Below are 12,277 nucleotides of genomic sequence, written 5' to 3' on the forward strand. Positions count from 1 at the left end.
TCGCGCCTCTTTTTATACACAATTGCCTGTGTAACTGTAAAAATGTGATGAATTTGGACTATCAACCAGACGTTTCCACTCCCCACTTCACTAAATGCCTGATATAGTGGTTGTATGAGCGCAAACCGAGATAACGAAAAGTACGATCGGAAGGAAGAGCTTCCTTCTTCTGACTTTCGAATTATCAACTGGATCGGAATTATCAGCCAGTTGACGGATACGAAAATGCGCCAACTTCTTGACGGGACTGACGTACCGCCGCCGCAGTTTATTCTTCTCAATCATTTTATCTATCAGCCTGAGGATGGAAAAACAGTTTCGGGAATTGCCTCGGCATTGCAACAACCCCAGCCCGGCATCACAAAGACGATCGCTAAATTGTTGAAAAAGGGTTTCCTGAAAGCAGAAGATAACCCCTCGGACGGCCGCTCAAAAATCCTTTACCTCACTGACGCCGGCAAGAAAGCCCATTCAGCGGCAAAAGAACGTCTGGAGCTTGCCTTCGCGGATACGTTTGAGGGATGGCGGGAATGGGAGAAAAAAGATTTCTTCGGCTTTCTAGACAGGTTGAAAATCTATCTCGACGAAAATCATTAAACCTCTGGTTCATTTACCAGGTTGGGCGCCTTCTTTGCTGTTCGTAGATTGATTATCGCAACGCCAACAAGCGTGATTGCGCCTCCGAGCAAAAAGCGCAGGGTAATCGGCTCTGAAAAAAGAATAACACCAAAAGCAACACCGAATATTGGGGCCAATAGCCCGAAGGGCGTCAGGGCGGCAATTGGATAACGCTGTATAAGATAGTACCAGCCACCATGGGCAATAATTGTGGTCACGATAACGACAAAGGCGAGTGCACCAAACGCTTCCCATCCCATCGTAACAACGGAGGCCACTTGGCCGCTTTCCAGCGCAAAGGAAAGAAGCAACAATGGCAAAGCGGAAATCGCACCGATCCAGGCCTGCATGGACATTGTTCTGACATTCTGGATTTGCCGCATCAGAATCAGGCCTAGTGCCATAAAGAGGCCCGCAACGGCTACAAGCGCAACGCCTTCAAGCTGATCAAAAATAACCGGATCAAACCCGAGAACCATAACTCCGCCAAATGCCATTACAATCCCCAAGATACGCCGCCATCCAATTGACTCTTTCAATATGACGACAGCCATGATCACCGAGAATGGCGCAATGAGCTGGCTTGTAATCGCCACGGCTGTGATGCCACCCGCGGCAAAAATCCCAAGATAAAGAAAGGTAAAGTGGAAGACGCCAACGGTAATAGCAATCCAGAAAATCGCCTTCATGCGGCCCTTGACGATTTTAAGGAAGGGCGATAGCAGAATGGCAACAAGCAAAAAGCGAAGGGCCGTAAAGAAGAGAGGTGGAAAGTGATCCAGGCCAGCCTTGGAAGCCACAAATGAGAATCCCCATATCGCACTAATCACAAGAGCCATCACAATGTGAGGAAAAGACATAAGGCAGGCTTTCTTTATTTACGTTAAAGCCATATACGGAAAGAATGGCTGAAAAAAAGATACAGTTATGGGTAAATCCTTTATGATCTACCGTGAACGCCGATCCGTACCTGTGTATAGTATATATCTCAGGTTCGCTCCCGGAAAACAATTCGGAAGTTGAACGCGGGGCCTGAACTCCTAAATATTACGCAAAGAAACAGGAACCAGATGGATTCAGTAACACAGTTTGTATTAGGCGCCAGTATTTCCGGTGCATTACTCGGACCACGCATTGGTGCCAAATCACTACTGGTTGGCGGTATCGTTGCCACCTTACCGGATCTTGACAGCCTCGTCCCACTTGATGACGTCATCGACAATATGACCTATCATCGCGGTTTCAGCCATTCGGTGATTGTACAAACCGCCCTCGCCCCATTTATCGCCTATGTTGTCGGCAAAATTGTTCCCTCCAGTTGGGAGCATAAGAAAACCTTGTTTCTTACGGTCTGGCTTGCGTTAATCACGCATAGTCTGCTCGATTCCCTAACAACTTATGGTACGCAAATTTTCTGGCCATTGGAAATTGGTCCGCCTGTCGCCTTACCCGCGGTCTTCATTATCGATCCTGTTTATACCCTGCTTCTACTGATTGGCATTTCAGCAATCTTTTTCGCGAGGAACCGCCCCGGAGGCGGGTTTCGCACAAACCGCATTATGTTGGCACTCGGCTGTGCTTATCTTGCCGTGGGCTTAACGGGGAACACCATCATTTCCAGTCGCGCCAGTGCAGATCCGCAATTTCGGGATATGCGCATCCATGTGCAGCCGACCGCCTTTAACCTCCTGGTATGGCAAGTCACCGCCATTTCCGAGGATAGAATTGCGACAGGCCTGACCAGTCTGTTCAACGATTGCGGCATCCGCAGTCTTGTTACCGTTCCCCGCCAGCAGATTCCGTCTGGTATTGCGGAAATCCCGCCCTCAGTTAAAAGGCTTGAATGGTTTACGGATGGATTTTTCACCTACGGTGAAAAAGACGGGGCCCGGACCATTACGGATTTGCGCATGGGTTTTTACCCAAATTACGTATTTTCCTTTAAATTTGCAGAAGGTCCGATGGACAACATGATCATTATCCCCCCGGAGCAAATTCAACTCACATACAGGGATCGCGCCGATGAGATGTTTTCTCAAATGGCCGAAACGCTTAAAGGGTGCGACAACAGTTGAAATCGTCAAGGAACTCTACTTTCCCTCTGCCAGTCTGTGCCTCTTCACTCATAACAATGCCCGATATGGAAAATAACGCTGGTGAATAGCAAGTGCCGGAGTTACTCTTTATTGGTACGTTGATCCAGCTAGTATAGCTATCAACGTCTTCGGCTTATCCCTCCTTTTTACGGATATCACAATGTTTTCTATGCTAACCTTAGGGTTTCTAATTGGTATGCGCCATGCGCTTGAGGCGGATCATGTGGCCGCCGTTGCCAGCCTGGCGTCGGGCAGCAAAAACATTCGTGAGACAATTTTCCATGGTGCCGTTTGGGGCATTGGCCATACCATATCCCTTATGGCCATTGGTTCGGTTGTTGTCTTGATGAATAGTTCCATTCCAGCAGCACTGGCTCACTGGCTGGAATTTGCGGTTGGGGTTATGCTTGTGTTACTGGGAGCCGATGTAATCCGCAGGATGATCCGGGATCGGATTCATTTCCATTTCCACAAACATGCATCTGATAGCCGCGCCCATCTGCATGCCCATTCCCATCGCGGCGAAAGCAATCACGCGCTGTCTTCTCATGACCATAAACACAATAAGGGGCTGACCGCGCGTGTCCTTGCTGTTGGGATCATGCATGGACTGGCTGGCTCCGCAGCCTTAGTTCTACTCGTCGCTGGAACCATCACAAACTCAGTAACGGCAATATTTTACATTATCTTGTTTGGAATTGGTTCTATTGTCGGTATGGCGGCCCTATCCGCTGTCATTGCTGTGCCACTACGCTACTCCGCAGCTTCCATGACATGGGCGCATAACGGATTACAGCTCATCATTGGCATCGCGACAATTTCTCTTGGTTTTTACACCATGTATAGCCTTGGCCTTGCCTGATCAAAGCATAACAAATAAAGAGACAGCCTCGCCTCTCACAACCCTGCTACCACATGGAGCTTTATTGCTCGCCGTGATTCTTCTTGGTCTTTCCTTTGTTGGCATACGAGCCATTATGGCGGATGAGGAAGCCGCGGCATCCCTTGGGTTTCTGCGCTATGGCATCGCAACACTGATGCTGTTACCGCTGCTTTGGCGGCGCAGGATTGTTATGCCCCCCTTAAAGATTTTCATCATAGTTGCCTTGCTCGGCATGCTCCAATTTGGACTGTTTCATCTCTTTGTGAACACAGCCCTCAAGGAAATTCCTGCTTCCCGTGGCGCTGTCATCTTTGCCCTAATCCCGATCATGACAATGTTGATCGCAGCAATGGCTGGACGGGATTCATTGAACGGCATCAAACTTTTTGCCGCGACCCTTTCCATTGTCGGCGTGTTCCTTGCCATTGGTGAAAAAGCATTTTCATCGAACAATGCACCAAGCAGTTGGATGGGAGAAATTCTCTTCTTCATGGCGGTTTGTTGCGGGGCAACCTATAACGCCTTTTCCGGCCGCCTGATGCAGCATCGCTCCGTCCTGCTACTCACAATTATAGGAATGAGTGCAGGGACCATAGTAATTTTCCCGGTCGCCTACAGCGAAGGACTGGGAAGCGTAATAAAGGGATACGATACGCAAGACTGGCTTTGGATCCTGTATCTCGCGGGTCCTGCAGCTGCCTTCAGCCTCTTTCTCTTTAACTGGGGCCTACAACAACTCTCCCCGTCTCAGGCTGCCATCTATGTGCCTATTGCCCCAATAATGGCCGCGGCCTTTGGCGCTCTCATACTGGATGAACATCTCTCCAGCCTATTCCTTGCAGGGCTGGCCTGCGCAGTTGCAGGGCCAATTATCGTCAACTGGCGACGTCGATAAGTGAATAGTTCGTATCTGTCATAAAAGTGAATACACAGCTTCGGTAGTTAACGTTAAGCTCAAATCCAACAATTGCCATAAGTGGGGATCTAAAAAATCATGAGCCGGCCCTTACCGATTTTTATGCTGACCTTTCTGTTCTTTGTACACCATTACGTCGGGCAGGCGGCACTAGCGTCTGAGGCGGTATCTCTGGGACCACGACCGCTCTTTCTGGTGGACGACATGGATGCCGGAGACTTGAAAGAAAAACTTCTCCAATGCAAAGCGGGACCTTCCAAGGTCAGTGATTTTTCCATTGCTCATCGTGGCGCGTCCCTGCAATTCCCCGAACATACCAAAGAAGGTTACCTTGCTGCCGCACGCATGGGCGCTGGCATCATTGAATGCGACGCGACTTTTACAAAAGACAAAGCGCTTGTCTGCCGACATTCTCAATGCGACCTCCATCTCACAACCGATATTTTAAGCCGGCCGGAACTGGCTGCAAAATGTTCTGTTCCATTTACTCCTGCGGATGGAAGTAGCACAAAGGCGTCGGCAAAATGCTGTACTTCTGACCTCACTCTTGCTGAGTTCAAGTCCTTAAAAGGCAAGATGGATGGTGCAAATGACGAAGCGAAGACTATCCCCGAATATGTAAAAGGAACAGCTGACTGGCGCACTGACCTTTACGCCGCAAAGGGAACCCTGATGACACATCAGGAGAGCATCGCGCTTATTGATAGCCTCGGTCTCAAATTCATACCGGAGCTTAAATCTGCCGATGTTTCCATGCCCTATGACGGAAATTTCACCCAACAGGAATATGCAAAATCTTTAATTGCCGATTATAAAGCAGCCGGGATTGACCCAAAACGTGTCTTTCCGCAATCCTTCAATCTGGATGACGTGCTCTACTGGATCGAGAATGAACCGGAATTCGGCGCGCAAGCCACCTTCCTCGATAGCCGCTATCGCGGCAACGCCCTAAATCCTGATGATCCGAATACATTTTCACCCAGCATGCAAGACCTGGCCGACAAAGGCCTGCGTTACATTGCGCCACCAATCTGGATGCTGCTAGCCTTAGATGATAACGGCAAGATTGTCCCGTCCGCATATGCGAAGGAAGCTAGAAAAGCTGGCCTGAACATCATTGCCTGGTCCCTCGAACGTTCCGGCTCCCTCACAAATGGTGGCGGATGGTACTATCGTTCGGTTACAGATGCTATCAACAATGAGGGCGATGTAATGACCGTCCTGGATGTGCTTGCGAAAGACGTGGGTGCCGTGGGCGTCTTTTCTGACTGGCCCGCGACAACCACTTATTATGCGAATTGCATGGGAATTGATTAAGCCTCATTTGCGGCAAGAAGCTTGGTATTGCCTCCAGAAGCAGTCGTATCAATACAAAGCGCCCTCTCCGCAACATAGTATTCCCAATCATCTCCTCCTATGATCAGCGGGATGATCGCGCCCTCCCGCGCCGCAATTGCCTGCCGGTAACTGCGCAGATCATATTCCCCGGCTGTGAGCGATACCCCGTTCAAGGACGGTAGGGATGCAACGAGCGCAGGCGTCAATTCCCCCTCTAGCCTGGCAACAAGACCCTTTAGCTTCTTTTCCCCATTGAAAGCCTTGACCAAACTATCCACCCCCTCCTGAGCCCCAGCGAGCAGGACGCTGTTTCCGGTCAGAAGTGCTACCGTCGCCATCCTGACGGCATCGCTTCCGGCACAGATAATCATGCCACGGCCATGCAGGCTGAGACGATTGCTCTCTCCCGTCGGACCAACAAGATCAACGGGCCTTGGATCATAATTCCCTGCTTGTGCAAGCGACGCCGTGACGGTCTTTCCAATATGATCAGGGAGGCCGGTTGCAATTTTCTCAAGAAAGGAACGACGATTTTCCCAATGTTCCCAATGAGCCTGCGCGCTGTGCGATAGTTCGAGAGTCTCACGCATTCTATCGGAAATCATAGCTTCTTCAGAGCATTCGACGGGCTGCTTCGCCCGCACAACCAATTGCCCTTTCTTCTTCATGAAACGATGAAGATATAGCGGCCCACCGGCTTTAGGGCCGGTTCCCGACAGCCCCTCTCCGCCGAACGGTTGAACGCCGACTACGGCTCCAATCTGATTGCGGTTAACATACAGATTACCAACATGAGCCCGATCGCAAACATCCTGGACACGGGTGTCGACACGGGTATGCAGGCCAAGCGTCAATCCGTAGCCCGTTCCATTTATCTTTTCGACTACCTTATTAACTTCATCCGCCTTGAACGTAACAATATGCAGAATCGGACCGAATATCTCCTTCTTTAATTCTTCAATCCCGTCAATACGATAAGCGGCGGGAGAAGCAAAGCACCCCGCCTTTGCACCAGCTGGCAAAGGTAATTTCTTTATCAAGCGGCCTGCCTTTTCCAGCTCCATGCAATGTTCTTCAATCATTTTTTTTGCATCAGTGTCGATGACAGGCCCCACATCAACCGAAATATCCCAGGGATTGCCGATCTTGAGCTCTGCCATCGCGCCTTCAAGCATGGAAATTACTTTATCTGCGACATCCTCCTGTACATACAGGACACGAAGTGCGGAACATCTTTGCCCCGCGGATTGAAAGGCCGAGGCGATAATATCCCGAACTGCCTGTTCGGGCAGCGCACTGGAATCAACAATCATCGCATTCAAGCCGCCCGTTTCCGCGATCAACGGCGCCGCTGGATCCGCATTCTCCGCCATGGACCGCGCGATACGTTGCGCGGTTTCCGTGGAGCCTGTAAAGCAGACGCCCTGTATATCGGGGTGCGAAACCAACTCCGCACCAACAGTCGCGCCATCGCCCGGGAGGAGGTGCAGAACATTGCCGGGAATCCCGGCTTCCCGCATTAATTCAATGGCCCGCGCAGCAATCAAGGGCGTTTGTTCCGCCGGTTTGGCAATCACGGTATTCCCTGCGGCCAACGCAGCAGTGATCTGCCCGGTAAAAATAGCGAGCGGGAAATTCCAGGGTGAAATGCAAATAAAAAGACCGCGCCCTTCCACGTCTCCCTCTTTGGAGTCCTCACGCGCACGCAACGCATAATACCGGCAAAAATCTGCTGCCTCCCGCACTTCAGAGATACCATCCATCAGAGATTTCCCCGCTTCGCGCGAAAGAAGCGCCATCAGCTCTACGCGGTTCTCTTCATAGAGCTCTGCAACCCGCTCCAACATTTCCGCCCGCTCATTGACAGGCGTATCTCGCCAACTGTCCGTCTCGGCAACCGCAATGGATACAGCGCGACTTACATCTTCCGGCGTGGCATCTATGACGGTACCGACAATATCCGAAAGTTGCGACGGGTTATGGATTTTGCGGCCATGCCCTTCCGTTCTCTCCCCGCCAATCAGGGGAGTGGCCTGCCATTTCACGTTCCTGAAGGCATCTCGAGCGCCGTCAAACTCCGTCAGTATCAACGGATTCGGGAAGTTAATTCCTGCCGAATTGCGTCGCCGGCTACCGTAAAGCGCCGCCGGGCTCGGAATTTTATCATTCTCTATTGTTGAATATCTCAATATTGAGGCTACCGGATCGCGGACGACATCCCGGGGCGGTACTTTCTCGTCCAGAACCTGATTTACGAATGAACTGTTAGCACCGTTTTCCAACAACCGACGAACGAGATAAGCCAGCAGATCTTCATGAACACCGACGGGCGCGTATATTCGGCAGCGATTTTTGTTGTGCTCCATCACCAGGTTATGCAACCCTTCCCCCATGCCGTGGAGTCGCTGAAACTCGAAGTTATCTACTCCCTCCGCCATTTCCAGAACAGCGGCGATTGAATGCGCATTATGGGTTGCGAATTGCGGGTAGATATAGTCTGTCATGGCGAGCAGCTTTTTTGCACAGGCAAGGTAGCTTACATCTGTTGCCGCCTTGCGTGTAAAAACAGGGTAACCCTCATACCCCATGACCTGAGCAAGCTTGATCTCCGTGTCCCAATAGGCGCCCTTAACCAATCGGACCATGATCTTCCTGTCCAGCTTTTTGGATAGCGCATAAAGCCAGTCGAGAACATAGGTAGCGCGCGGGCCGTAAGCCTGCACCACGACGCCAAATCCATCCCACCCCTTCAAATCAGGGTTGGACAATACAGCTTCGATAATATCGAGGGAGAGATCGAGACGGTCTGCCTCTTCTGCATCAATATTAAAGCCCATATTCGCGTTTTTGGCCTGAAAAACGAGGGATGACAAACGGGGAACCAACTCGTGAAGCACCCGTTTTTTCTGCGTATATTCATAGCGCGGATGGAGGGCAGAAAGCTTCACTGAAATGCCTGGGTTCATCCGGCTATCAGAGTTGACGCTGTGCTCTGAAATGCTGGAGATTGCCTTGGAATAGGCCATGAAATAGCGCTGCGCATCTTCCGCAGTTCGCGCGGCCTCGCCCAGCATGTCATAGGAATAGCAATACCCCTTTTTCTCCATGCCACGGGCGCGGCTCATCGCCTCTTTAATATTACGGCCCAGCACAAACTGATGCCCTAGTACCTTCATCGATTGGCTTACCGCCGTGCGGATAACCGGCTCCCCCACACGTTTTACCAATTTTCTTAGTTGGCCCACCACATCCAGCGTACCATCGCCCAGGGGATGCACCACCTTTCCTGTCAACATCAGCCCCCAAGTAGAGGCATTCACCAAGGGTGAGGCAGAATGGCCAAGATGCTTGCTCCAGTCCGCAGGTGCGATCTTGTCACTGATCAGCGCATCCATGGTGATCTCGTCTGGTACGCGCAGGAGGGCTTCAGCCAGACACATCAGGGCAACACCCTCCTCTGTAGTGAGACCGTATTCACCAAGAAAGGTTTCCATAACGCCCGGATTGTCGGCGCGGCGGAGTTCTTCCACCAACAACACCGCCTTGTCCACGATTTGACCGCGCGCATCCTCCGAAATATTGAGGTCGTCAATCAGTTTATGAACAGCCGCAGCTTCATCCGTAAGGTAATGCGCGCGGATATCTTCGCGAAGTTGCGGCAATTTCAGTTGAGCCATGGCGAGCCTCGTCTTTGAGTTGTTAATGAGCGTGAAATTAACACTCATGGTACACTCAATCACGAAGGTTATGTGACCAAACTACGCAGAAATTTTTCCGCAAAATCGCGATATCATGCGTTTCGCTTATCTATTTTCCTTATAAAGTACATTTTTATAGGAAATTAGACTGCCACCTCGACTTAAGGCCGCACTTTAAAGCTAGAGACACCAGCCTCCCGCAGCGGCGCCGCCATTTCCGCAAAATCACAGAGCAGTTTTCGAGTATCGCGCGGATCGATAATTTCTTCGATCATGAACCGTTCCGCTGTCCGGAATGGGGACCTCAAGCGATTTAACCGCTCCTCGATTTCATCTAGTTTAGCCTTGGGGTCCTCCGAAGCTTCAATCTCGGATTTATAGGCCGCTTCAAGTCCTCCGGCGATTGGCAAGGACCCCCAGTCACCAGAAGGCCAGGCATATCTGAGGTTAAACCGTCCGGAGTTCATATGTGCTGCACCCGCAACGCCATAAGTCTTGCGAACAAGAATAGCGCACCACGGCACTGTTGCCTGAGCAATCGCGGCCATCGCCCTCACACCATGGCGGATCGTTGCTTGCTCTTCAGCCTGCCGTCCAACAAGAAAGCCCGGAATATCGACAAGATGCATTACAGGCAGATGGAATGTCTGGGCCAGATCAACAAAGCGCAGGACTTTATCCGCGGCATCAGCCGTCCAGGCACCGGCATAATGGTAAGGATCACTGGCCAATACCGCGACGGGCCAACCGTCAAGACGAGCAAAACCGGTGATAACAGAGCGGCCCCACTTCTTGCCAATTTCAAAGAAACTCCCGTTATCGACAACAGCTTCGACAATTTTGCGCATTTTATATACTTTACGCGAATCCCGCGGGATGGCATTGATCAGCCAATCCTCTCGACGGTTCGGATCATCTCCTGTCTCAACGCGTTCGGGTAATTCAAATACGGATGGCGGGAGATAGGACAGAAACCGCCGTGCCCGCTCAAATGCCTCTTCCTCGGATCCGGCTTCATCATCCACGGCCCCATTGCGGGTATGAATTTCAGAACCGCCCAACTCATTCTTGGTAAGCACCTCACCGGTTCTGGCCACAACCGGCGGGCCAGCGACAAACATTTGCGAGGTTTCCTTGACCATCACAGAATAATGGCTTGCTGCTACACGCGCCGCGCCAAGCCCGGCAGTCGAGCCGAGGGCAAGGGCAACCACAGGCACTTTTGAGAGGTTCTCGATCACCGTATGCCAGCCACGGACTGCCGGGACATAGGTGCGACCTTCAGTCTCAATCGTCTTAACCGAGCCGCCACCGCCCGTTCCGTCGACAAGACGGACCAGCGGCAAACGCAGGGATCCTGCCATGTCTTCCACATGAACCAGCTTTTCGCGAATGCCGGCATCATTCGCCCCGCCGCGCACCGTGAAGTCATCGCCCGCGACAACCACGCGGCGGCCATTAATACGCCCCCGACCGGTTATCAGATTCGCCGGTTGCATATCAACGAGCTTACCGTCCACGTCATATTCGGCCTTGCCGGTGACGGAGCCAACTTCTTCAAAAGAGCTTTCATCGAGAATTTTCTCGATCCGGTCGCGAACAGTCAGTTTACCCGCGTTCACATGGCGCGCGACCTTCTCCTTTCCGCCCATTTTTTTTGCGAGATCCTGACGGCGCTTTAGTTCTTCAATCTCTGCTTCCCAACTCATTTGCATGTCCCTTTTTATTATTATTTATGGACGCGGGCCGTCGTGAAATTAACTCTTGCGCCGCTTTTAACTATCTCACGAACATCAAACCTTTCTATGAGAATACTGTCAACTGCTTCGGCACATCAAAGAGTTGTTTGCCTCATTCCGGAAGCGGAACAAACGAATTATCGCCCGGTACACTATCAAAGGATTGTTCACGCCAATCGTTTTTCGCGCGCTCTATTTTTTCCTGACTGGTAGAGACAAAGTTCCAGTACATAAAGCGCGGCTCAGGAAGAGCGTCCCCTCCCAGGACCACAAAAACCGCCTCTTTCATGGAGGTCAAGGTGACAGTTGGATGCTTTTCCAGTACGGCAAGGGTTCCTGCCTCCAATGTCGCCCCATCGATATCGAGCTCCCCATCAACAACATAGACAGCAGCCTCTTCATAATCAGGCGTGAAAGGAATAGAAACGCCTGCGTCCGCACGAATGTCGGCGAAGAAGAACCGGTTCATCGTTGAGACGGGGGAGGTTTCGCCGAACAGGCTGCCTGCGACAAGGCGCCCATGCCATCCCTCCCCTGTTAGCTCAGGTAGGGCAGATTTCGGCGTGTGAGAAAATGCGGGCGCCATGTCTTCATGCTCCTTGGGAAGAGCCACCCATAACTGCAGACCCTGAATGGATCGATCTGTTGCCCGGCTTTCCTCACTGCTGCGTTCTGAATGGACAATCCCACGTCCTGCCGTCATCAGGTTAACATCACCCGGAGAAATCTCCTGCACTGAGCCGAGGCTATCACGATGGAGGATAGATCCCTCATAAAGATATGTAACCGTGGCGAGACCAATATGTGGGTGAGGCTGGACGTCCAGCCCCTCACCAGCCGCAAGAATGGCGGGCCCCATATGATCGAGAAAAACAAAGGCGCCGACGGAACGGCATTGGGCAACGGGCAAAAGACGCCGCACTTCAAATCCGCCTATATCTTTCGGCTTTCCGGTAATGCGAAGAGTAATGCTGTCTGTGCTCATTTAA

The 12,277-nt window shown here is 51.4% G+C and carries 9 protein-coding genes; 5 read left to right on the top strand and 4 right to left on the bottom strand.

Annotated elements, in window-relative coordinates:
• Window positions 1–114: 114 nt before the first annotated feature.
• Entirely contained in the window at window positions 115–597 is a 483-nt protein-coding gene (locus GQE98_RS00720) for a MarR family winged helix-turn-helix transcriptional regulator (protein ID WP_161313638.1), read from the top strand.
• Here GQE98_RS00720 and GQE98_RS00725 read toward each other — a convergent pair.
• Entirely contained in the window at window positions 594–1,478 is an 885-nt protein-coding gene (locus tag GQE98_RS00725; protein WP_161313639.1) for a DMT family transporter, read from the bottom strand. The two genes, GQE98_RS00720 and GQE98_RS00725, sit on opposite strands and share 4 nt — an antisense overlap.
• Window positions 1,479–1,688: 210 nt before the next feature.
• Here GQE98_RS00725 and GQE98_RS00730 point away from each other — a divergent pair, with 210 nt between their 5' ends.
• From GQE98_RS00730 to GQE98_RS00745, 4 genes are all read left to right on the top strand, one after another.
• A complete protein-coding gene (locus GQE98_RS00730) occupies window positions 1,689–2,693 on the top strand; it encodes a metal-dependent hydrolase (protein WP_161313640.1) in 1,005 nt (334 codons plus the stop codon).
• 181 nt (window positions 2,694–2,874) lie between these two features.
• Entirely contained in the window at window positions 2,875–3,576 is a 702-nt protein-coding gene (locus GQE98_RS00735; RefSeq protein ID WP_161313641.1) for an urease accessory protein, read from the top strand.
• A 64-nt stretch (window positions 3,577–3,640) separates the two neighbouring features.
• The gene (locus GQE98_RS00740) at window positions 3,641–4,492 is read left to right on the top strand and encodes a DMT family transporter (RefSeq protein ID WP_161313642.1); all 852 of its coding nucleotides are present in this window, start codon (window positions 3,641–3,643) and stop codon (window positions 4,490–4,492) included.
• Between the two features lie 123 nt (window positions 4,493–4,615).
• A complete protein-coding gene (locus tag GQE98_RS00745) occupies window positions 4,616–5,830 on the top strand; it encodes a glycerophosphodiester phosphodiesterase family protein (RefSeq protein ID WP_425501091.1) in 1,215 nt (404 codons plus the stop codon).
• On the opposite strand, the gene putA is transcribed toward GQE98_RS00745, so the two are convergent.
• The 3 genes from putA to GQE98_RS00760 all read right to left on the bottom strand — a co-directional run bounded on the left by putA (window position 5,827) and on the right by GQE98_RS00760 (window position 12,273).
• Window positions 5,827–9,528, bottom strand: a complete 3,702-nt coding sequence (gene putA, locus GQE98_RS00750) for a bifunctional proline dehydrogenase/L-glutamate gamma-semialdehyde dehydrogenase PutA (protein ID WP_161313644.1) — start codon at window positions 9,526–9,528, stop codon at window positions 5,827–5,829. The two genes, GQE98_RS00745 and putA, sit on opposite strands and share 4 nt — an antisense overlap.
• Before the next feature lie 182 nt (window positions 9,529–9,710).
• The gene (locus GQE98_RS00755; protein WP_161313645.1) at window positions 9,711–11,258 is read right to left on the bottom strand and encodes an acyl-CoA carboxylase subunit beta; all 1,548 of its coding nucleotides are present in this window, start codon (window positions 11,256–11,258) and stop codon (window positions 9,711–9,713) included.
• A gap of 142 nt (window positions 11,259–11,400) precedes the next feature.
• Window positions 11,401–12,273 carry a pirin family protein gene (locus GQE98_RS00760; RefSeq protein WP_161313646.1) on the bottom strand — a complete coding sequence of 291 codons (873 nt, stop codon included), beginning with the start codon at window positions 12,271–12,273 and terminating at the stop codon, window positions 11,401–11,403.
• Window positions 12,274–12,277: the final 4 nt, after the last annotated feature.

It is taken from the genome of Sneathiella litorea (genome assembly GCF_009882915.1).
GTDB lineage: Bacteria > Pseudomonadota > Alphaproteobacteria > Sneathiellales > Sneathiellaceae > Sneathiella > Sneathiella litorea.

Coding starts and splice junctions, on each gene's coding strand:
- GQE98_RS00720 (WP_161313638.1), top strand. CDS start 115: ATGAGCGCAAACCGAGATAACGAAAAGTACGATCGGAAGGAAGAGCTT.
- GQE98_RS00725 (WP_161313639.1), bottom strand. CDS start 1,478: ATGTCTTTTCCTCACATTGTGATGGCTCTTGTGATTAGTGCGATATGG.
- GQE98_RS00730 (WP_161313640.1), top strand. CDS start 1,689: ATGGATTCAGTAACACAGTTTGTATTAGGCGCCAGTATTTCCGGTGCA.
- GQE98_RS00735 (WP_161313641.1), top strand. CDS start 2,875: ATGTTTTCTATGCTAACCTTAGGGTTTCTAATTGGTATGCGCCATGCG.
- GQE98_RS00745 (WP_425501091.1), top strand. CDS start 4,616: ATGCTGACCTTTCTGTTCTTTGTACACCATTACGTCGGGCAGGCGGCA.
- putA (WP_161313644.1), bottom strand. CDS start 9,528: ATGGCTCAACTGAAATTGCCGCAACTTCGCGAAGATATCCGCGCGCAT.
- GQE98_RS00755 (WP_161313645.1), bottom strand. CDS start 11,258: ATGAGTTGGGAAGCAGAGATTGAAGAACTAAAGCGCCGTCAGGATCTC.
- GQE98_RS00760 (WP_161313646.1), bottom strand. CDS start 12,273: ATGAGCACAGACAGCATTACTCTTCGCATTACCGGAAAGCCGAAAGAT.